The organism is Bradyrhizobium zhengyangense (assembly GCF_022012555.1).
Classification (GTDB): domain Bacteria; phylum Pseudomonadota; class Alphaproteobacteria; order Rhizobiales; family Xanthobacteraceae; genus Bradyrhizobium; species Bradyrhizobium zhengyangense.
In genome coordinates, this window is record NZ_JAKLTZ010000004.1 from 546,450 (window position 1) to 566,297 (window position 19,848).

Consider the following 19,848-nt stretch of genomic DNA (forward strand, 5'->3'; position numbering starts at 1 on the left):
TTTTGAGGCTAATAGGTCCCGAAAGCCGCCCCCGCGTGGGCGCATTTTGCTGCTGCCGGGTCAAAAGCAGCCAAAAACAGCCATTTCCAACAAGAAAGACCATCATGAAACGCGTCGACGCCCACGGATTGAAGATCGCCCCCGTCCTTTTCGATTTCATCGCCAAGGAAGCCGCCCCCAAAACGGGGATCGCGCCGGATGCGTTCTGGGCAGGGGTTGCCGCCATCATCAAGGAGTTGGGGCCGAAGAACCGCTCGCTGCTCACCTTCCGTGATCAGCTCCAGGCCAAGATCGACGACTGGCACCGGGCCCACAAGGGCAAGGCGTTCGACCTCGACGCCTACACCGCCTTCCTGAAGGAGATCGGCTATCTCGTCCCGGAGCCGGCGACGCAGAAGGTCGAGACCGCCAATGTCGACGAGGAAATCGGCAAGATCTGCGGCCCGCAGCTGGTCGTACCGCTCACCAACGCGCGCTACGCACTGAACGCGGCGAATGCGCGCTGGGGCTCGCTCTATGACGCCTTCTACGGCACCGACGCGATTCCGCATGACCCCTCCGAAAGCGGCAAGGGTTACAACAAGGCGCGCGGCGACAAGGTGATCGCCAAGGCCAAGGCGTTCCTCGATACCGCCGTGCCGCTGGCAACCGGCAGCCACACCGACGTCACCGCCTACAGCGTGGTCGCCGGCCAGCTCGCGGTGAAGCTGAAGAGCGGTAACGCCACCGCGCTGAAGAACGCCGCGCAATTTGCCGGCTTCCAGGGCGATGCGGCGGCACCATCAGCCGTGCTGCTCGTCAATAACGGCCTGCATGTCGAGGTGACGATCAATCGTGGCAGCGCGATCGGCAAGGACGATCCGGCCGGCGTCGCCGACATGGTGATGGAGGCCGCAGTCTCCACCATTCTCGACATGGAAGATTCGGTCGCCGCGGTCGACGCCGAAGATAAGGTGCTGGTCTACCGCAACACGCTCGGCCTGATGAACGGCACGCTGTCCGCCGACTTCGAGAAGGGCGGCAAGACGCTGACGCGCTCGCTCAATGCGGACCGCAGCTACAAGACACCGGACGGCAAGGGCGAAGTGAAGCTGCACGGCCGCAGCCTTCTGTTGATGCGCAATTGCGGTCACCACATGTTCACCGACGCGGTGCTGGACGAGAAGGGCGAGGAAGTGCCCGAAGGCCTGCTCGATGCCGCCGTCTCCGGGCTTCTTGCCATTCATGACTTGAAAGGCAACTCCAAGGTCAAGAACAGCCGCACCGGCTCTGCCTATATCGTCAAGCCGAAGATGCACGGCCCGGACGAGGTCTCGTTCACTTGCGAGATCTTCGACCGCGTCGAGAAGATGCTGGGCTTGCCTGAAAACACGCTCAAGGTCGGCATCATGGACGAGGAGCGGCGCACCACCGTCAACCTCAAGGCCTGCATCCAGCGCGCCTCCAAGCGCATCATGTTCATCAACACCGGCTTCCTCGACCGCACCGGCGACGAGATCCACACCTCGATGGAAGCGGGCCCGATGATCCGCAAGAACGAGATGAAGGCGCAGGCCTGGATCAAGGCCTATGAGGACTGGAACGTCGACATGGGCCTGATCGATGGCCTGCCCGGCCACGCCCAGATCGGCAAGGGCATGTGGGCGGCGCCCGACAAGATGGCCGACATGCTGCAGCAGAAGCTCGCGCACCCGCAGGCCGGCGCCACCACGGCGTGGGTGCCATCGCCGACCGCAGCCACGCTGCACGCCCTGCACTACCACCAGGTCAACGTCATCGCGCGTCAGCAGGAGCTGACCAAGGGCGGCCCGCGCGCCAAGCTCTCCGACATTCTCACCATTCCGGTGTCGAAGTCGAACTGGGCGCCTGACGACGTCAAGCAGGAGATCGACAACAACTGTCAGGGTATTCTCGGCTATGTCGTGCGCTGGATCGACCAGGGCGTCGGCTGCTCCAAGGTGCCTGACATCCACGATGTCGGCCTGATGGAAGACCGCGCGACCTTGCGCATCTCGAGCCAACATCTCGCCAACTGGCTGCACCAGGGCGTCATAACCGAAGCGCAGGTGATGGAATCGCTCAAGCGCATGGCCGTCGTCGTCGACAAGCAGAACGCGGGCGATGCGATCTACAAGCCGATGGCGCCCGCGTTCGACGGCACAGCCTTCAAGGCCGCCTGCGACCTGATCTTCAAGGGCCGCGAGCAGCCGAACGGCTACACCGAATACATCCTCACCGCGCGCCGTCGCGAGGCGAAGGCGCTGGGCTGATACGTCGGCTTACGCGAACATCAAAGCCCCGGTGTGAACCGGGGCTTTTTTGTTGGGCATCCGTAGCCCCGCTAAAACACTGCGAGGTATTTCAGCAGCGAGACGATGCCGATGATGATGACGATGACGCGCGCGATCTGTTTGGCGCGCCCGTCCATCGGCAGCATGTTGATGAGATAGAGCACGAGAATGACGACGAGAAAGGTGACGAGTACGCCGACCAGCATCGCAGGGCCCCCTTCAGGCAAATTGCTAACGAGGTCCTAACGCCTGTCTCGCGCGCTGGTTCCATGCAGGCAACCCATTGCAACTTCTGGTAAATGCGTAATTCTACCGGCAGACGACCCGCCTAAAACTTTACCCTTTTCGTTTCAGATGCCGAAACCGTCCGCTCCGCGCCGCGAACGGTATGTGATTGCCGATCCTGTCATGCCCCATCGTTCTTGATTTTGCCGGGGCATCGCTACCGAACCTTGAAATGGGAATTGGGGGACCTCGATGCTCAATCGTCTGACCGTGTCCGCGCTGCTGAAGGCCGTGATCGCGATCACGTCGATCTCTGTGGTGATTGCGCTGTCGCTCACCGCCTGGGACTCATGGGACCGCCTCAGGACCGCCAACCGCATTTCGCAGATCGCCGACGCCTCCGCCGATTTGTTCAAGGCGATGCATAATCTGCGCACCGACCGCTCGACCACCAACCGGCTCCTCAACTCGACCGGGCCTGTGGATGCCGAGATCGAGAAATATCTGCGCGCGATCCGGGACGCCGAGATGCCCGCCATGGCGCATGCACTCGAGCTACTGCCTGCGATGGACTTCCCGCAATCTGGGACGATGGTGCCGGAACTCGCCCGTCTCTACAAGCTGCTGACCGATGAGCAGAAGCAGTTCTGGGAGGACGTCGCCAAGCCGAAGGAGCAGCGCCGCTCAGGCCTGCCGAAGGAATATATGGAGACGACGCAGGGGCTGCTCGACACGCTCGACAAGCTCTCGAACACGCTGGCCGCCGCCGTCAATCATCAGGACGCTGCGATCGATCAGTTGCTCTCGATCAAGCAGAATGCCTGGCTGCTCCGTAACACCGGCGGCGAAGCCTCGCTGATCGTCTCGACCGGGCTCAGCGCCGGCCGTATCGCACCGGAGGCGCGCCTCGCCTATACCCAGTTCGTCGGCGGAACGGCCGCAGCGTGGAAGGCGGTGGAATTGTCGACCTTGGGGATGCAGCTGCCACAGGCTCTGTCATCCGCTCTGACCGCGGTCCAGAGCGCCTATTTCGATCCGCAATATCTGGCCCTTCGCGATCGTCTGGTGGGCGCGCTCGCCAATGGTGAAAAGGCCGAGATGACCGCCAACCAATGGACCCCCGTCACGGTGGGCCGCCTGTCCGCCGCTGTGGCCGTAGCCGAGACCGCTCTCGATGCCGCCAAGAGCCATACACTGGAACAGCGCGCTGCCGCGCAGCGTGCGCTGACCGTGCAGTTGGTGCTGCTGGCGCTCGCCATCGGCCTCGCCGTCGGCGCAAACGTGCTGATCAGCCGCCGCGTGATCAATCCGCTCAACACCATCCGCGATGCCATGCTCAAGGTCGCCGGTGGCGATCTCGCCGTCGACAGCGGCTATCTCGATCGCAACGACGAGATCGGTGCGCTCGCCGGCGCGCTTGAGACTTTCAAGCAGCAGGCCAGCGACAAGCTCAGGATCGAGGAGCACGAGCGCGAGCGCAATGCGGGCGCCGCCGCCCGCCAGCGCGCCGTGGAGGCCTATGTCGGGGAGTTCGAAGGCGCGGTACGCAAGACGCTGGGTGAACTGAACGATGCCTCCGGGCAGATGCGCAAGACCTCGGGCGATCTCTCCGCCGTGTCGCGCCAGACCAACGACCGCGTGCAAATTGCCGGCAAGGCTTCCAGCGACGCCTCGATGAGCGTCGACAGCGTCGCCGCGGCAGCAGAAGAGCTCTCGGCCTCGATCAACGATATCAGTCAGCAGGCCGCGCATGCTGCCGGCATCGCCGGCCGCGCCGTCACGCAGGCGCGCGAGACCGACGGCACGGTGCAGGGCCTGCAAAAGTCGGCCGGGCGCATCGGCGAGGTCGTCGGCCTGATCAACACCATCGCCGCGCAGACCAATCTGCTCGCGCTCAACGCCACCATCGAGGCCGCACGCGCCGGCGAAGCGGGCCGCGGCTTTGCCGTGGTCGCCTCGGAGGTGAAGTCGCTGGCGAGCCAGACCGCGAGGGCGACCGAAGAGATTTCCGAACAGATCGCCGACATCCAGAAGGTCGCAGGCGATGCCATCCACGCCATCCAGACGATCGGCGGCATCATCGGCGAGGTCAACGAGGTCGCGACCGCGATCGCCGCGGCCGTGCAGGAGCAGGGTGCGGCAACGCAGGAAATCACACGCAGCACGCAATATGCGGCGCAGGGCACCCGGAACGTCTCCGACAACATCACCGGCGTGAAGGCCGATGCGGATGCCGCAGCCGCGGCGGCCGACAATGTGAAGAGTGCCTCCGAGATGCTCGAAGCCCAGAGCAATCAGCTCGGCCACGACGTCTCCGATTTCCTTGGCAAGATCCGCGCGGCGTAGGCCTGCCTTACTCCTTCGCGATCACCGGCACCTGGCGGAACTTCGCGCGCATGGACTCCGGCAGTGGCGAGAAGTTCATCGCGACGCCGCGACGATCGTTGGCGTTGCGATTGGCGACGACGAGGCCGTCGCTACCCGCTACGATGTCGCCCTTGCGCAAGGTCGGGTCGTCCTCGATCTTGACCTGCGCAAGCCCGACGGGGTCCTTGCCGTTACAGGTACAGCCCGCGACAATCTCGTTGCGATAGCGGAAAGCGTTGGGCAGATCGGAATAGGATTTGCCCTTGTCCGTGGTGGCGTCGTCGATGTTGCTCCCATAGACCAGCGACGTCTCTGAAGCCGGGCAAAAGCTCTTGCAGGATTGCGCCTTGCTTTCGGCATCCGCACCTTGCGCGGGGAAATAGCGCCCGTCGCAACCACGCACGCAGTAGGCCGTTCCGCCGCCGTAGGATGCGCGCTGGCGCGGCGCATCGTAGCGCGGCATGTCGTCGTTCGGGAACGGCACGCGAACCTCCGGCGGCGGCCGCATGCGGAAGCCGCCGAACAGCGCCGAGAAGAAGTCCTCCGCATGCACTGCAGGCGCGAGCGCAAGGCTGAGGGAAGCAACCGCGACGAACGCGGCCGCTCCGCCAGCGAGCTTGCTGATCGAACGTCTCATCATTTGACCTCACTCAAACGCTTAGTCCACCGACGACGCTGGGACGTTGAGCGCCTGGCGTCCGGACGGCAGCGTCGTTGCCGCCGGCCGCTTGCGGACGGGATCGCCGCCGCGCGCCATCAGCGGCGCATTCTTCGGCAGCACCACGACCTTGGCGCCGACATTGACGCGGCTGAACAGGTCGGTGACGTCCTCGTTGGTGAGGCGGATGCAGCCGGACGAGACGAATTTGCCGATCGTGGTGGGATCGTTGGTGCCATGAATGCGGTATTCGCTGGAGCCGAGATACATCGCGCGCGCACCAAGCGGATTGCCGGGGCCGCCGGCGACGAAGCGCGGCAGATAAGGCTGGCGCGCAATCATCTCTGCCGGCGGATGCCAATCCGGCCATTCCGCCTTGCGGCTGATGCTCTGCACGCCCGACCAGGTGAATCCCTCACGGCCGACGCCGACGCCGTAACGCATCGCGCGCCCGTTACCCAGCACGTAGTAGAGGTAGGTGTTGGCGGTATCGATCACGATGGTGCCGGCGGGCTCATTGCGGTCAAAGCTCACGATCTGCCGGCGCAACCGATCTGGCAGCACCGCGTCTTCGTCGGTGGCCTCGGGTGCCACGTTGGCATAGCCCTGCGAATACGTCTGGTCCTGCGGATAGGCCTGCAGCTGCATTGGCGCATAGCCGAATGTCTGCGCCTGAGCCGCGAACGGCACTGTCAGCAAAGCTGTCGCAAAGGCACAAGCGGTGACGGCGCGCGGCGAGAAGCTGCGACGGACGACGGAGAACTTTGTCATGTGCTGCCCCGTTGGATGTGCGCATCTGGGTGATGCTGCTGGCTTGTAAACGCGGCAGCGCCGACTCAAGTTCCGCCACCGCTTGCGGCAGCTGTGTCACAGTCAAGCGAGCACGGCTTCACGAAGCCGCGATGGAACCCCGACACCCCTCACGCGTTCTCCGTTGACCAATGGGCGCCCGGAAACCTCCGTGCGGGGAGAGAAATTGTGCGCGTCCTTCCCAGTGAACGTCTGATCTCCGGCAACGACGAGAGTTCTCCACTCCCAGACAGCCACGTCGAGCTGCCGCCGGTGATTAGGCGCACCGAGTTCGTCGCCTTTGCGCTTGCCGGCCTGCTTTTGATCGCCGTCATCGCCGTGCTCTATTTCGCCAAAGCGTTCTTCCTCCCGGTCGTGATGGCCGTTGTCGCCGGCACCATGCTGTCGCCGGCCGCCACCTTCCTGGAGAAGCGTCGGGTGCCGCGCGCGCTTGGAGCGGTGCTGATCGTGATCGCGGTCACGACGGTGGTCGCCTTCGTCGTTGCACTGATCGCGGTACCCGCAATGGAGTGGAGCTCACGCCTCCCGGAGCTGGGTGCGCAGTTGAGGGAGAAGGCGCATGTGTTCGACCGACCGCTCGCGCTGTGGAAGGAGCTGCAGACCATGGTCGGCGGGTCCGACGGGCTGCCGAGTGTCCCTCTGCCGAAAGTGGACTGGGTGCAGCCCGCGCTGGAATTCGTGTCGCCGACCTTCGCTGAATTTCTGCTGTTCTTCGCCACGCTGATCCTGTTCATCGCGAGCTGGCGCGACCTGCGGCGCGCCATGATCATGAATTTTGGCGACCGCGACGCGCGGCTGCGGACGCTGCGGATTCTCAACGAGATCGAGGTTCATCTCGGCAACTATCTGCTGACCGTCACGGTTATCAATATCGGCGTCGGCATCGCCACAGGCATTGTCTGTGCGGCCACCGGCATGCCCAATCCAGCCGGGCTCGGCGGGCTTGCGGCTGCGCTCAACTTCATTCCAATCATCGGACCGGTCGCCATGTTCGTCGTGCTGGCCGTGGTCGGGCTGGTCGCATTCCCAACCATTGGCGGCGGCCTGATGGCCGCCCTCGCCTTCGGCGGCGTCACCTTTCTGGAGGGGCACTTCGTCACGCCGACCATCATCGGCCGAAGGCTGTCGTTAAACGCGCTCGCCGTCTTTGTCGCGCTGGCGTTCTGGACCTGGCTGTGGGGACCGATGGGCGCGTTCCTGTCGTCTCCGCTGCTGATCGTAGGATTGATTCTGAAGGAGCATCTGTTGCCGGAGAATTCGCCGCAATTGCCGCAGGAATGACGGGCTCCGCAGACGGAACTTCGGCCACAACCGAACGTTTTCCGTCCAGGTCACCGCCAACAGTTCGGAGCTTGTGATGTCAATGACCACTGGCGAAACCGGTACGAGAGACTGGACCGACAAAGCCACCGCAGAACGCCTCCAGAAGGATGTAGCAGCCGTGAAAAGCGATATCGCCGCCCTCACCGATCAGATCACCGACGCCCTTAACACCTTCGCCAACGCCACGGGCAAGCAGGCCCGGCGCGGCTACAAACAGGCGCGCGACAACATGGATTCGACTCTCGACGATTTCTCGGAGCGCGGCAGCGCGATGATGGACGCGGCGCAGGATGCCTATGGCTCGATCGAGGAGACGCTGGAAGACGCGATCACGCAGCGGCCGCTGGCGACCGTCGGTGTCGCGCTCGGCATCGGCTTCCTGATCGGCTTCGCCTGGCGCCGCTGAGGCGCGCGATTGATCGTGAGGTCACGACAGTCTTCCTGCCGTGACCGGCGGGTCACGAATTGGCTTGTGGGCATCTGAGGAGCAAGGCTGTGTTTCAGCGCATCATCGACGGCATCAGCGCATCGACGGGCACGACTGTGCGGCTGACCTCGCTGGCGGCAGGTGCGGCGCTCGCGCTGTTCATCACCACATGCTTCCTCTGCGCCGCGGCCTTCATCTCCGTCCTCGACAAATACGGCCCGGTTCAGGCCTGCCTTGCCGGCGCCGGCATCTTCTTCCTGCTGACGCTCGCTGCCGCGGGAAGCTATTGGGGCTATAAACGGGAAATCCGGACTCGCGCACGTATCGCGGCCGAGCGTGCCGCGAAGGCAGCCCCGAGCATGCTCGCCGATCCCATGCTCATCGCCACAGGCCTGCAGATCGTCCGCGCCATCGGGGTCAAACGGCTGCTGCCGTTCCTGGCGATCGGAGGCGTTGCGCTTGGAATCATGGCAAGCCGCGTCGGCGTCCCTGACGAGGCGCCGGCCGAGCCTGCCGAGTAGGATCGCGTTACGCTAAGAAAGTTGCGCCGTCCACCGAGCAGGAAGGCTCGCGGCGACTCGACGGGCCGCCTCTGCGCAATATTTCATCAGACGTGGAAAAATCCTTGTGGCTTCACGTAATCGCTACTCGGATAGGCAGGTCGTTGCCGTTAAAAGCATCGCCCTGATTCCAAATGAAATAATTAGCAATGAAGCCGTCCGTCAAGGCGAACCTCGCCGCATTCCAACACGACGCCAGGCTCTATTTGACGCTCGGCATTGCCAACTGGTCGGTGTTCGTCGACCACATCCCGAACAATGTCGTCAACCTGCTGACGCTGCGCAATTTCGGCTTCAGCGGCGCCGCCGACCTGTTCGTGTTCGTGGTCGGCTATGGCGTTGCCATCATCCACGGCAGGATGGCATTGGAGCGCGGCTATGTCGTCGCGGCGACCCGCATCTTCCGTCGCGTCTGGCGGCTCTATGCCGCCTATGTGGTCCTGTTCGTGATCTACATCGACACCATTGCTTACGTCGCCTCGCAATCGATGGCGCCGGAGATCATCAGCGATTACAACATCTCGGGGATTCTCGAGCACCCGCTGCGCATCCTGGTCCAGGGATTGGTGCTCCAGGAGGAGCCGCTCAATCTCGACCTTCTGCAGCTGATGATTCCGCTGATGGCGTTCTTTCCCTTGGCCTTGTGGGGCCTGCTGCGACGTCCGAACGTGACTCTGGCCGCTTCGATTGCGCTGTATCTCGCCGCGCGATGGTTCGGCTGGACGTTTCACGCCTATCCCGACCTGGAGTGGACATTCAATCCGCTGTGCTGGCAGATGCTGATGGTGCTGGGCGGCTGGTTCGCCGTCACCGGCGCGTCAGGCCATAAGCTTCACAAGATCTCCTGGCTGCGTGTGCTCGCCGGCGCCTACCTCGTGCTCGCGATGGCCGTCACCTTGATGCGCCATTCGCCTGCTCTGTCCACCTATCTGCCTGACATCGTGCTCAACGGCATCTCGCCGACCGACAAGGAAAATCTCGCGCCGTATCGTGTCATCCATTTCCTCGCGCTCGCCTTCCTTGCGACCCATCTCATTCCGTCTAACCATCCGGGGCTGCAATGGAAGTCGCTCCAGATGGTGATCAAATGCGGCGAGGAGTGGCTTGCCGTGTTCTGCATCGGCGTCTTCCTGTCTTTCGCCGGCCATCTCATCCTGATCACTGGCGCCAATCTGGTCGTGATGCAAATCGGGGTGAGCCTGGCCGGCTTCGCCGTGATGACGGCGGTGGCGTATTATATCTCCTGGTCGAAGCGCCAGGACGAGCCGGCGGCCTTGCGGCAACGGGCCTAATTATCGTGCGATTTTGCTAGGCCAGGGACCTCCGCTGCGCTATGCGGAATGAGGTGGCCCTGTGGCAATGGCGGCCTCTGCGCAAGGAGAGACCGGCTTGGTCATGCGGAAAAGCACGAGCGATGCGGCCGAGGGCGCGCCCCGGCGCGGCCGGCCGCGCTCGATCGAGTCCACCAACGCCATCCTCGAAAGCGCCTATGCGCTGATGGCCACGACCGGCCTTGCCGCGACCACGATCGATGCGGTGGCACGCCACTCCAACGTCTCCAAGATGACCATCTACAAATGGTGGCCATCGCGGGAGGCGCTGCTGATCGACGCCTTTCTCCATCACGCCGCCCAAATGCTGCCACTGCCGCCGGCGAGCGCGGGCACGGCTGCCGTGCGCGCGCGCCGTCATGCCGCGGCCTATGCCGAAGCCTTGCAGGGCGAATTCGGCAAGGTGCAGCTTGCCGTCATCTCCGAATGCATCTCCAAGACCGGCTCGGCCGAGCTGTTCTATGCCCGCTATCTGCAATTCCGCCGCGACGCGTTGGTGGAGATGATCGCGGCCGGTCAGCGCGACGGCAGCATTCTCGCGCAAGCGCCGGCGGAAGATCTCTACGACGCCATCTATGGCAGCCTGTTCTATCGCTACGTCTTCGGTATCGCGCCGATCACCCCGGCCTATGCGCGGTCCCTGGTCGATCTGGTGCTGCGGCCGAAAGGCTAAAAACCGGCGTAGGATACGGCCAATCTGCCTATTTCGACAGGAGCATCGTTCTCATCATGATCAAGCGCATCTTGCCCTACGAAGGGTTGCTCCACGAAGTGGTCGAGCATGGAGGCGTTCTCTACATCGGCGGAATCGTGCCGGAGGACACGAGCCAGGACATGTCGGGTCAGGCAAATGATGTGCTTGGGCAGCTGTCGCGTCTGCTCGAGACTCTCGGATCCGACATGGCCAATGTCCTGCAGGTGACCATCTTCATGACCGACCTCAGCGAGAAGGTTGCGTTCAACGCGGCCTGGAAGGCGCACTTTGCGGGAGCTCACTTGCCGGCCCGTGCCGCCGTCGGCGTGGCCGATCTTGGCCCGAACGTCAAACTTGAAATGACCGCCATCGCGGCTCGCGTGAGCGCTGTCTGAAGCGCGAGCGCCAAGCCGACTTCAAGGCGACTTCGTCGGTCGCACCGGCGCCGAAATCTTGTCCGTGCGGTCGCGCTCGGTCATGTCGACGACTGTCTCCATCGGCGCCGTCAGCTCGTAGACATAGGAGACGTCGGTGAAATAGCGCTTGGCGTTGCCGCCGAGCGCTTCGGGGGCGACGCGGTCGAGCAGGATCAGGCCGAAATCCGAATCCGGGCGACGCGTCGCCTCGCTGGTGTTGAACTCCTCCCAGCGGAAATGAAACACAGTCTCGGGCTCCTCGCCCGTCACGGTCCAGTTCGCGGTAATGTGCGGATGCTTGCCGACCAGCGACAGGCCTTCATCTGAATGCGAGGCGAGCTCGAAGAACAGCAGCGACAGGCTTTGCGCGGCGCGCGCGCTCACGGCGATATCGGGGCCGCTGACGGCGATGCGGTCAGCGTGCGGAATTGCGCGCGCCTCGAACAGGCCCTTCAGCTTGACGCCCTGCCATTGGCTCTCGCTGAGCAGCGAGACCACGTTGGACATGGCGTGGATGCGGCCGATCAGCAGCTCGCGGGCGACGTCGATGTCGGAGCCATGGCGCAGCGTGCGCGTCACGATCGACTGGATTACCGCCAGGATGTTCTTCACGCGATGATTCAGCTCGTCGATCACGGCCGTCAGCCGCCGTTCGAAGCCGATCCGCACCTGGATTTCGCGGCTCAGCCGCAGATTGTTGTAGGCGACGTAACCAAACAGGCCGCACACCATCGCGGTGATGGCGAAGCCGATCGCCGCCACGATGATCGCGGTCTGCTCGGCGCGGCGCGCCGAATTGGTCTTGGCGTAATAGCCGAGCTGCCAGTCGCGGCCACCGAAGCTGATGGTGCGCGTCGCCGACGGCGCCGGACCGTCCGGCGTCGTCATGCGGGTCGAGACGACGCCCTGATCGTTGGCGACGAGCTCGCTGTTCTCCTTGCGCGGGTCCTTGAGCGCGACCGAGAACAACGACAGATCGTCGTTGGTCAGCATCAGCGAGGCCAGCTCGTAGGAAAACGTGATGAAGCCGGCCGGCTCGGTTGCGCCTTCGGGAATGACGGGGGCCGCTACGATGACGCCGATCGGCCCGTTCCCACGCAACAGCGGTATCGGGTCGGAGGCAACCGACCGCTTCTCGACCCTGGCCCGGGTCAGCATCGCACTGCGAACCGGCTCGTCATCGTAGCTGCGGCCTGGCAGCGTCTTGGTCTCGTCGCTGCGCGGCTCCAGATCCATCAGCACGTCGATGGGCTGCGTCAGGCTTGCCGAATCGATCGGCTTGTCGTTGTAATCTCGGATCTGTGGCTTCGGGAAGCCGGCGGCCGCGATGGCGTTCTGCGCCGCGGCGAGCTCGCCTGGCCGAAGCCGGGCCACCCAGCCAGCCACCACGAAGTCGGTCTTGAAGGCGTAGATCGCCGAGCGCAGCGGCTCCAGCATGTTGGGCTTCAGCACCGATGGCGCGCGGAACAGGCCTGAGGCGACACGCGCCAGCAGCTCACGTTCTGTTGACCGATCCTGGACGAGGCTCGCATGAACGTCGATCGCGCGCGCCAGCGCGATCCGGTCCAGCGCCAGCTCCTGATCGTGCACACGATAGGCCGCAAGCCCCGAGAGCAAGGCCCCGAGCAGTGCGATGAAGCCGATGATGAAACCCAGCCGGACCACGCGAATACTCAGGCTAAAGCGGGAGGTCGGCAATAAAAACGGAGCATATCAACGCCGCTCGAACGGCCATGTGCCGAAACAGGGTGAGCCCAGTGGCAGGGGATAATGACGGAGGAGGCATCTGTACGCAACTTGGGTCGCCCAAAAAGCTTAATCCGCCCGGCCGATCGTCTGGCCATCTGTGGCTTTGCCCCGGGCACCGGAGGTAGGTAATCGCCGTGTCCGAAATTTGTTCCGTTGGCCCCGCTTTGCCTTAGGCGTTAACGGCGGAAAAGGCTGCGCCACGTCGCCGCGGCCCGTCCGCTTCAATCCGCTTGTTTCAGTCCACCTTTGGTCTCGATGAAACTGACGATGCGGTCGAGCCCGTCGCTCTTTTTCAGATTGGTCATGACAAAGGGGCGCTCGCCGCGCATGCGTTTGGCATCCGTGTTCATCTTCTCCAGGGACGCACCGACATGGGGCGCGAGGTCGATCTTGTTGATGACCAGAAGGTCAGAACGGGTGATGCCCGGGCCGCCCTTGGACGGGATCTTGTCGCCGGCGGCAACGTCGATCACGTAGATGGTGAGGTCGGCAAGCTCCGGGGAAAAGGTGGCAGCGAGATTGTCGCCGCCGGATTCGATCAGCACGAGATCGAGCCCGGGGAATTTCGCGCGCATGTCGGCGACCGCCGCGAGGTTCATCGAGGCGTCCTCCCGGATCGCGGTGTGCGGGCAGCCGCCGGTCTCGACGCCGGCGATGCGGTCCGGCGTCAGCGAGCCCGAGCGCACAAGGAATTCCGCATCCCATTTGGTGTAGATGTCGTTGGTGATCGCTGCGATGTCGTAACGCTCGCGCATGGTCTTGCAGAGCAGGTCCATCAGCGCGGTCTTGCCCGACCCGACGGGACCGCCGACGCCGACACGCAAAGGGCCGTGAGATTTCGACATACTTTCTCCTAGTGTCGTCCCGGCGAAGGCCGGGACCCATAGCCAACGAACTCAGTTGATGGGATGGGCTGTGGGCGCATCCTTCTATAACCACGCACATTTGTGGTTATGGGTCCCGGCCTTCGCCGGGACGACGATCGGTTGGATCTCGTCCTCATGACCGAAACAGCCGCGTATATTGCGTCTCGTGCCGCAGGCTGGCGAGATCGGCGCGAAAGGTCGCGCTGCCGAGGTCATCCAGGGTCGCGTTCAGCGCCCGACTCGCGGTCGCGGCGACGGCGGTTTCCAGCCTCACCAGCACGCGCTGGCTGTCGGTCTGGCCGAGCGGAATCAGCCGGCTTGCCGCGGAAATCCAGTTCGAGACCAGCGCATGCAGGAAGGCGTGCAGCGTCGGCGCAAGCGGCACGCCGTGCGTTGCGGCGACGACGCCGACGGCGACGGGATAGACCATTGGCGTACAGCATGCCGCGACCATGGCATCGAGGCCCTTGGCATTCCACGCCGCGCGCGAGATATCGATGAAGGCGCGGCCTTGCGAGGTGGTTTCGAGTTGCCGCTCGCGCGACGGTACGAAGGCGGCAGCGAGCTCGGCGATGTCGCTCAAAGAAGCATCTTCGCCAGCCTCAGCGGCACGATAGGCCTGCACCAGGAAAGTCGCATCGCAAAAGCCGGAACCTTCACCGAGCATCGCGTCGAGCCAATCGGCCAGCGTCACAATGTCGGTGATATCTCCTACTTCGACCGCCCATTCGATACCGCTGGAATAGGAGAAGCCGCCAACGGGAAACGCCGGCGATAGCCAGGTCATCAGCCGGTACAGCGCCGCTGCCTCGCGTTCGGCGAGGTCGTCGGCACCGTCAGGCTCATTTGTGGTCATGAGCATGCTTGTGGCCGTGATGATGGTCGGGATGGTCGCAATGCTCGTCGTGGTGATGGTGGTCATCATGCCCGTGCTCATGAGCGGCATGATCATGATGATGATCGTGGCCGTGATGATCATGACCATGATCGTGATGAGCATGGTCGTGGTGACCGTGATCGTGGTGCGCGTGATCATCATGCCCGTGCGCATGACCGGCATCGGCGTAAGCGCCGCCTTCGGGATCGAACGGCGCCTCGATCTCGACCACTTTCGCGCCCAGCCCCTTCACCATCGCCTCGATCACGTGATCGCGGCGAATGCGTAAGGCTTTGGTCATCAGCTGCGTCGGCAGATGCCGGTTGCCGAGATGCCAGGCGACGCGGACGAGGTGGTGCGGATCGCGGCCGCGAATCTCGAGCAGCGGCTCGGGCGCCGCCACCACTTCGACAAGCCTTCCGTCCTCCAGCACCAGCGCATCGCCGCCACGCAGCGCGACCGCATTCTCCAGGTCGAGCAGGAATTCGAGTCCTCGCGTCCCGGTCATCGCCATGCGGCGCCGGTGCCGATCGTCGAAATCGAGCACGACCGTATCGGCCGGCGTTTCCGTGAAGCGGTGTTGTCCCTTAACCTGCGTCGCCCGGATCATGCGCTGTTACCTCGTCTCGACCTTCTCGGGCGTGATCACTTCGATCTTCGGTGGCGCGGTAAAGCACTTCACCGCGACACGGCCGAACGTCTTCATATGCTCCTGGCCCCGATGCGGCACCAGCGCCTCGGCATTCTCCCACTGCTCGACGAACACCATCTTGCTGGGATCAGTCACGCTCTCGTGCAGATCGTAGGCGATATTGCCCGGCTCCTTCCGCGTCTCCTTGATGCAGGCGGTGGCGGCCGCGATGAATTCGGCGCGCGTTTCGGGCTTGATGGTCAAGGTGGCAACGACGTAGATCACGAGAAATCCTCCCGGCTTTTCTTCTGAGGGGTTTGATACCGGGCGGGACATTAGACCAGCCGGGATCGAACGCAAAACCGGAAAAGCCGTCCCGGGACATGCAATCGGCATGCGCCGGGGACATGCGTTGAGGCGCTATTTCAGTACATGAAATATCGCTGTGCCATCGGCAGCACCTCTGCAGGCGGACAGGTCAGCAGCTCGCCATCTGCGCGCACCTCGTAGGTCTCCGGATCGACCTCGATATTGGGCGTGGCGTCGTTGTGGATCATGCTCTTCTTCGAGATCTTGCTGCGGGTGTTCTGGACCGCATAGAGCTTCTTCTCGATGCCGAGTTTTCGCGCGAGGCCACCGGTGACGGCTGCTTTCGAGGTGAACACCACTGAAGACGCCGTGCGCGCCTTGCCGAAGGCGCCGAACATCGGCTGGTAGTGCACCGGCTGCGGCGTCGGGATCGAGGCGTTGGGATCGCCCATGGGCGCTGCGACGATGGTGCCGCCCTTGACGATGCAATCAGGCTTGACGCCGAAGAAGGCCGGCGACCACAGCACGAGATCGGCGAGCTTGCCCTTCTCGACCGACCCAATCAGCTTCGACACGCCATGCGCGATCGCAGGGTTGATCGTGTACTTGGCGATGTAGCGCTTGACGCGGAAATTATCGTTGTCCTTGCCCTTGTCCTGCGGCAGCGATCCGCGCTGCTTCTTCATCTTGTCCGCGGTCTGCCAGGTGCGGATGATCACTTCGCCGAGACGGCCCATGGCCTGCGAATCCGAGGACATCATCGAGAGCGCGCCGAGATCGTGCAGAATGTCCTCGGCCGCGATGGTCTCCTTGCGGATGCGGCTTTCCGCGAACGCGAGGTCCTCCGCGATCGAGGGATCGAGGTGGTGACACACCATCAGCATGTCCAGATGCTCGTCGATGGTGTTGCGGGTGAAGGGACGCGTCGGATTGGTCGAGGACGGCAACACGTTCTTCAGGCCCGCGACCTTGATGATGTCGGGGGCATGACCGCCGCCGGCGCCTTCAGTATGGAACGCATGGATGGTGCGGCCCTTGAAGGCCTTGATGGTGTCCTCGACGAAGCCGGATTCGTTCAGCGTGTCGGAATGCAGCATGACCTGGATATCGTGGTCATCGGCCACCGACAGGCAATTGTCGATCGCGGCCGGCGTCGTGCCCCAATCCTCGTGCAGTTTCAGCGCGCAGGCACCGGCCTTGATCATCTCGATCAGTGCGGCGGGGCGCGATGCGTTGCCTTTGCCTGATATGCCGAGATTGACCGGGAAAGCATCGAAGGACTGGATCATCCGTGCGATGTGCCAGGGGCCCGGCGTGCAGGTGGTGGCGAAGGTGCCGTGCGAGGGACCGGTGCCGCCGCCGAGCATCGAGGTGACGCCCGACATCAGCGCATGCTCGATCTGCTGCGGACAGATGAAATGGATGTGGCTGTCGAAGCCGCCCGCGGTGAGGATTTTGCCCTCACCCGCGATTACGTCGGTGCCGGGGCCGATGATGATGGTGACGCCCGGTTGGATGTCGGGATTGCCGGCCTTGCCTATGCCTGCGATCATGCCGTCCTTGATGGCGACGTCGGCCTTGACGATGCCCCAGTGGTCGACGATCAGCGCATTGGTGATGACCGTATCGGCCGCGCCCTGCTTGTTGGTGACCTGTGACTGCCCCATGCCGTCGCGGATCACCTTGCCGCCACCGAACTTCACCTCTTCGCCGTAGGTGGTGAAATCCTTCTCCACCTCGATGATGAGATCGGTGTCGGCCAGCCGCACCTTGTCGCCGGTGGTCGGGCCGAACATGTCGGCGTAGACGGAACGTTTCATCTTGACGGACATCACAAGCCCCGTTTGCGTTTGAATTCCTGGTCAGTGCTCACAGCGAAGCCTTCGCTTTTCGCACCATGTCGTCGAACGTCATATCGAGCCAGACGCTGCCGCCGCGGCAGCCGGCGACGACCCGCTCGGCCCAGCCGGTGTAATCGACGAGGTCGTCACGCTCTTCCCCGGTCGGATCGGAATGAATGCGCGCGCCGATATTGCTGACCTTGTCGGCAATCTTGATCAGTTTTGCGCTTGGCGACTTCTTCGGCGCATCGATCACCTGCCGTCGTCGCCGCTCGGCCTTCGGCAGGCTCATGTCGTCGGTGCATTCGACGACGAGCGCAGCGACACGCTCGGAGAATTTTTGCGCGAGCTCTTCGCGCGTGGTCTCGGTGTCCTCGATCGTATCGTGCAGCCAACCGGCCGCAACGAGTTCAGCATCGGCGCCATCAGTCGCCGTTGCCAGCAGGTTCGCGACTTCCGCGAGATGATTGATGTAAGGCTCATTCCCCCGCCCCTTGCGCGCCATGCCGTTGTGCCGGCGCGCGGCCAGCTCAGCAGCTTGGGAGACGAGGCGGACCGGGGGGATCACCACAACACTCCTGGTCAGTGCAACGCCGGCAGCAGGCCGCGGGCCTTGAACACTTCGTCGAGCTTCACCTGGGCAAGCCGATAGCCGGCCTTGCGGCGTCGCTCGATGCCCCCTGCGGAAAAATCGCGAAAGGCTCCGGAGTCCTCGGCTTCCTCCAACAGGCCGGCGGCCTTGACCAGATCGGAATCGGCAAGGTCGATGTTGGTGATCGCGCCCAGCGTCTTGAAGCGCTGCGCCTGCGTCACCCGCCGGTCGAGGTCCGGCGTCCGCGCCGCTTCGGGAACGGCTGCGGAAAGGGCCTCGATGGTCTGAAGCAGTTCGTTGATGACAGCGGCATTGGCGCCATCCTGGCGAAGCCGATTGCCATAGCGCAGCTCGCTCAGGCGGTCGTTCACTTCGATCATGTTCTTCGGCGCGGCGCGCTTGTTTCGAAAGAGGTTCATCACCACGAGAATGCGATCGACATCTGCCGCCCCTGAAAACGCCTCGATCGCATCGCCGAGCGGTGTATTGTCGACGATACCGCCGTCCCAGAACGTCCTATTATCGATCGGGGTCGCCGGAAATCCGGGTGGAAGGCTCCCGCTGGCCAGGACGTGTTGAGGCTTGATCGCGATCTGCTGCTCATCCTTGCGCGGATGGTTGCGGAAGCGCGTCAGCTCGCCGGAGGCCACATCGACCGCGGTCACGACGAAGGCGGTCGGACTGGCATTCAGCGCCGCAAAATCCACGTGGTTCTTCAGCGTCTCGAGCATAGGCGAGGTATCGTAGAAGTTCTTCCAGTTTAGGACATCCCAATAGTCGTAGCGCTGCTTGTAGAAGCCATGCACGCCGAACAGCGCGAGATCATGATCGGCAATGCCCCACCAATGGTTTCCCAGCGAAAGCTCGGACCAAAGGCCATTCAAACGCAGCTTGGCGTCGGCCCGACCAGCGGCGCCAACAACGCAGGCCGCATTGATCGCGCCGATGGACACACCCGTGACCGCCGCCAGCGTGATCGTCCGGCCCGCACGATCGACCGTATCCATCAATTCCAGCAGCGCCTCGATCGCACCGAACTCATAGGCGCCGAGTGCACCGCCGCCCTGGAGCACGAGTCCAACCTCGACCTTGTCCTTCGCGAGCGCATCCATGGCGAACCTTCCTGTAGATTCCCTGCCTATAGTTTCCCCATCACGTCGCCGCGAAAACCGTAGATCGTCTTCTTGCCCGCGAGCGCGACGAGCTGGACCTCGCGGGTCTGGCCGGGTTCGAAGCGGACGGCGGTGCCGGCGGCGATGTCGAGGCGCATGCCGCGGGACTTCTTGCGGTCGAATTTCAGCGCAGGATTGGTCTCGAAGAAATGATAGTGCGAGCCGACCTGGATCGGACGGTCGCCGGTATTGGCCACCGTCAGCGTCACGGTCTTGCGGCCGGCATTGAGCTCGATCTCGCCGCCCTGGATGAAGAGTTCGCCGGGGATCATGTCTATCTTCCTTTGTCATTCCGGGGCGCGCAAAGCGAGAACCCGGAATCTCGATCAACAATCTCTGGATTCCGGGTTCGCCCTGCGGGCGCCCCGGAATGACGAATTGAAAGCTACCTGATCGGTTCGTGCACGGTGACGAGCTTGGTGCCGTCGGGGAACGTCGCCTCGACCTGGATGTCGTGGATCATCTCGGGGATGCCGGGCATCACCTGGTCGCGGGTGAGCACCTGCGCGCCCGACTGCATCAGCTCTGCGACGGTGCGGCCGTCGCGCGCGCCCTCGAGGATGTAATCGGAGATGATCGCGATCGCCTCGGGATGGTTGAGCTTGACGCCGCGATCCAGCCTGCGGCGCGCCACGATGGCGGCCATCGAGATCAGAAGCTTGTCCTTTTCGCGGGGAGACAGGTTCATGCGAAATCTCTTCGGTTCAAC

The 19,848-nt window shown here is 63.4% G+C and carries 21 protein-coding genes; 8 read left to right on the forward strand and 13 right to left on the reverse strand.

Going from position 1 to position 19,848, the window contains the following annotated elements; translation table 11 throughout:
• Window positions 1-104: 104 nt before the first annotated feature.
• The gene (locus L6639_RS18130; protein WP_237863078.1) at window positions 105-2,270 is read left to right on the forward strand and encodes a malate synthase G; all 2,166 of its coding nucleotides are present in this window, start codon (window positions 105-107) and stop codon (window positions 2,268-2,270) included.
• Window positions 2,271-2,341: 71 nt separating this feature from the next.
• On the opposite strand, the gene L6639_RS18135 is transcribed toward L6639_RS18130, so the two are convergent.
• Window positions 2,342-2,497 (reverse strand): Thivi_2564 family membrane protein, encoded by a 156-nt coding sequence (locus tag L6639_RS18135; RefSeq protein ID WP_008546817.1) that lies wholly within the window; start codon window positions 2,495-2,497, stop codon window positions 2,342-2,344.
• A 271-nt stretch (window positions 2,498-2,768) separates the two neighbouring features.
• Between L6639_RS18135 and L6639_RS18140 the strand changes: the two genes are divergently transcribed.
• Window positions 2,769-4,862 carry a methyl-accepting chemotaxis protein gene (locus tag L6639_RS18140; protein ID WP_237863079.1) on the forward strand — a complete coding sequence of 698 codons (2,094 nt, stop codon included), beginning with the start codon at window positions 2,769-2,771 and terminating at the stop codon, window positions 4,860-4,862.
• 7 nt (window positions 4,863-4,869) lie between these two features.
• Here L6639_RS18140 and L6639_RS18145 read toward each other — a convergent pair whose 3' ends face one another.
• Together L6639_RS18145 and L6639_RS18150 are read right to left on the reverse strand one after the other, a co-directional pair.
• Window positions 4,870-5,523, reverse strand: coding sequence for a DUF2865 domain-containing protein (locus L6639_RS18145; RefSeq protein WP_237863080.1), 654 nt, complete (start codon window positions 5,521-5,523; stop codon window positions 4,870-4,872).
• Between the two features lie 18 nt (window positions 5,524-5,541).
• Window positions 5,542-6,312 (reverse strand): L,D-transpeptidase, encoded by a 771-nt coding sequence (locus tag L6639_RS18150; RefSeq protein ID WP_237863081.1) that lies wholly within the window; start codon window positions 6,310-6,312, stop codon window positions 5,542-5,544.
• 207 nt (window positions 6,313-6,519) lie between these two features.
• On the opposite strand from L6639_RS18150, the gene L6639_RS18155 reads away from it, so the two are divergent.
• The 6 genes from L6639_RS18155 to L6639_RS18180 all read left to right on the forward strand — a co-directional run bounded on the left by L6639_RS18155 (window position 6,520) and on the right by L6639_RS18180 (window position 11,081).
• Entirely contained in the window at window positions 6,520-7,632 is a 1,113-nt protein-coding gene (locus L6639_RS18155; RefSeq protein WP_237863082.1) for an AI-2E family transporter, read from the forward strand.
• A gap of 76 nt (window positions 7,633-7,708) precedes the next feature.
• Window positions 7,709-8,080, forward strand: a complete 372-nt coding sequence (locus L6639_RS18160) for an ElaB/YgaM/YqjD family protein (protein WP_237863083.1) — start codon at window positions 7,709-7,711, stop codon at window positions 8,078-8,080.
• Between the two features lie 89 nt (window positions 8,081-8,169).
• Window positions 8,170-8,622 (forward strand): hypothetical protein, encoded by a 453-nt coding sequence (locus L6639_RS18165; protein WP_237863084.1) that lies wholly within the window; start codon window positions 8,170-8,172, stop codon window positions 8,620-8,622.
• Window positions 8,623-8,810: 188 nt separating this feature from the next.
• Window positions 8,811-9,953 carry an OpgC domain-containing protein gene (locus tag L6639_RS18170; RefSeq protein WP_237863085.1) on the forward strand — a complete coding sequence of 381 codons (1,143 nt, stop codon included), beginning with the start codon at window positions 8,811-8,813 and terminating at the stop codon, window positions 9,951-9,953.
• Window positions 9,954-10,056: 103 nt separating this feature from the next.
• Window positions 10,057-10,665: a TetR/AcrR family transcriptional regulator gene (locus L6639_RS18175; RefSeq protein WP_237863086.1), complete on the forward strand. Its 609-nt coding sequence runs from the start codon at window positions 10,057-10,059 to the stop codon at window positions 10,663-10,665.
• Between the two features lie 56 nt (window positions 10,666-10,721).
• Entirely contained in the window at window positions 10,722-11,081 is a 360-nt protein-coding gene (locus L6639_RS18180) for a RidA family protein (RefSeq protein ID WP_237863087.1), read from the forward strand.
• A gap of 21 nt (window positions 11,082-11,102) precedes the next feature.
• On the opposite strand, the gene L6639_RS18185 is transcribed toward L6639_RS18180, so the two are convergent.
• The 10 genes from L6639_RS18185 to L6639_RS18230 form a co-directional block, all read right to left on the reverse strand.
• Window positions 11,103-12,767 carry a CHASE domain-containing protein gene (locus tag L6639_RS18185; protein WP_237863088.1) on the reverse strand — a complete coding sequence of 555 codons (1,665 nt, stop codon included), beginning with the start codon at window positions 12,765-12,767 and terminating at the stop codon, window positions 11,103-11,105.
• A gap of 305 nt (window positions 12,768-13,072) precedes the next feature.
• On the reverse strand, window positions 13,073-13,696 hold the full coding sequence (ureG, locus tag L6639_RS18190) for an urease accessory protein UreG (protein ID WP_237863089.1): 624 nt from the start codon (window positions 13,694-13,696) through the stop codon (window positions 13,073-13,075).
• Between the two features lie 154 nt (window positions 13,697-13,850).
• A complete protein-coding gene (locus tag L6639_RS18195) occupies window positions 13,851-14,579 on the reverse strand; it encodes an urease accessory protein UreF (protein ID WP_237863352.1) in 729 nt (242 codons plus the stop codon).
• The gene (locus tag L6639_RS18200; protein ID WP_237863090.1) at window positions 14,560-15,204 is read right to left on the reverse strand and encodes an urease accessory protein UreE; all 645 of its coding nucleotides are present in this window, start codon (window positions 15,202-15,204) and stop codon (window positions 14,560-14,562) included. The genes L6639_RS18195 and L6639_RS18200 overlap by 20 nt, the downstream gene beginning before the upstream one ends.
• Before the next feature lie 6 nt (window positions 15,205-15,210).
• Window positions 15,211-15,510, reverse strand: coding sequence for a putative quinol monooxygenase (locus L6639_RS18205; RefSeq protein ID WP_027530199.1), 300 nt, complete (start codon window positions 15,508-15,510; stop codon window positions 15,211-15,213).
• 140 nt (window positions 15,511-15,650) lie between these two features.
• Entirely contained in the window at window positions 15,651-17,366 is a 1,716-nt protein-coding gene (gene ureC / locus L6639_RS18210) for an urease subunit alpha (RefSeq protein WP_237863091.1), read from the reverse strand.
• A 37-nt stretch (window positions 17,367-17,403) separates the two neighbouring features.
• The gene (locus L6639_RS18215; RefSeq protein ID WP_237863092.1) at window positions 17,404-17,943 is read right to left on the reverse strand and encodes an HD domain-containing protein; all 540 of its coding nucleotides are present in this window, start codon (window positions 17,941-17,943) and stop codon (window positions 17,404-17,406) included.
• A 14-nt stretch (window positions 17,944-17,957) separates the two neighbouring features.
• Window positions 17,958-19,079, reverse strand: a complete 1,122-nt coding sequence (locus tag L6639_RS18220; RefSeq protein ID WP_237863093.1) for a patatin-like phospholipase family protein — start codon at window positions 19,077-19,079, stop codon at window positions 17,958-17,960.
• 26 nt (window positions 19,080-19,105) lie between these two features.
• A complete protein-coding gene (locus L6639_RS18225) occupies window positions 19,106-19,411 on the reverse strand; it encodes an urease subunit beta (protein WP_237863094.1) in 306 nt (101 codons plus the stop codon).
• Between the two features lie 113 nt (window positions 19,412-19,524).
• Complete coding sequence (locus L6639_RS18230) at window positions 19,525-19,827, reverse strand: urease subunit gamma (RefSeq protein ID WP_237863095.1); 303 nt, start codon at window positions 19,825-19,827, stop codon at window positions 19,525-19,527.
• Between the last annotated feature and the right edge of the window lie 21 nt (window positions 19,828-19,848).

Bases quoted from the DNA above. Each gene is read 5' to 3' on its own strand.
- L6639_RS18130 (WP_237863078.1), top strand. From the start codon at position 105: ATGAAACGCGTCGACGCCCACGGATTGAAGATCGCCCCCGTCCTTTTC.
- L6639_RS18135 (WP_008546817.1), bottom strand. From the start codon at position 2,497: ATGCTGGTCGGCGTACTCGTCACCTTTCTCGTCGTCATTCTCGTGCTC.
- L6639_RS18140 (WP_237863079.1), top strand. From the start codon at position 2,769: ATGCTCAATCGTCTGACCGTGTCCGCGCTGCTGAAGGCCGTGATCGCG.
- L6639_RS18145 (WP_237863080.1), bottom strand. From the start codon at position 5,523: ATGATGAGACGTTCGATCAGCAAGCTCGCTGGCGGAGCGGCCGCGTTC.
- L6639_RS18150 (WP_237863081.1), bottom strand. From the start codon at position 6,312: ATGACAAAGTTCTCCGTCGTCCGTCGCAGCTTCTCGCCGCGCGCCGTC.
- L6639_RS18160 (WP_237863083.1), top strand. From the start codon at position 7,709: ATGTCAATGACCACTGGCGAAACCGGTACGAGAGACTGGACCGACAAA.
- L6639_RS18170 (WP_237863085.1), top strand. From the start codon at position 8,811: ATGAAGCCGTCCGTCAAGGCGAACCTCGCCGCATTCCAACACGACGCC.
- L6639_RS18175 (WP_237863086.1), top strand. From the start codon at position 10,057: ATGCGGAAAAGCACGAGCGATGCGGCCGAGGGCGCGCCCCGGCGCGGC.
- L6639_RS18180 (WP_237863087.1), top strand. From the start codon at position 10,722: ATGATCAAGCGCATCTTGCCCTACGAAGGGTTGCTCCACGAAGTGGTC.
- ureG (WP_237863089.1), bottom strand. From the start codon at position 13,696: ATGTCGAAATCTCACGGCCCTTTGCGTGTCGGCGTCGGCGGTCCCGTC.
- L6639_RS18195 (WP_237863352.1), bottom strand. From the start codon at position 14,579: ATGCTCATGACCACAAATGAGCCTGACGGTGCCGACGACCTCGCCGAA.
- L6639_RS18200 (WP_237863090.1), bottom strand. From the start codon at position 15,204: ATGATCCGGGCGACGCAGGTTAAGGGACAACACCGCTTCACGGAAACG.
- ureC (WP_237863091.1), bottom strand. From the start codon at position 17,366: ATGTCCGTCAAGATGAAACGTTCCGTCTACGCCGACATGTTCGGCCCG.
- L6639_RS18220 (WP_237863093.1), bottom strand. From the start codon at position 19,079: ATGGATGCGCTCGCGAAGGACAAGGTCGAGGTTGGACTCGTGCTCCAG.
- L6639_RS18225 (WP_237863094.1), bottom strand. From the start codon at position 19,411: ATGATCCCCGGCGAACTCTTCATCCAGGGCGGCGAGATCGAGCTCAAT.
- L6639_RS18230 (WP_237863095.1), bottom strand. From the start codon at position 19,827: ATGAACCTGTCTCCCCGCGAAAAGGACAAGCTTCTGATCTCGATGGCC.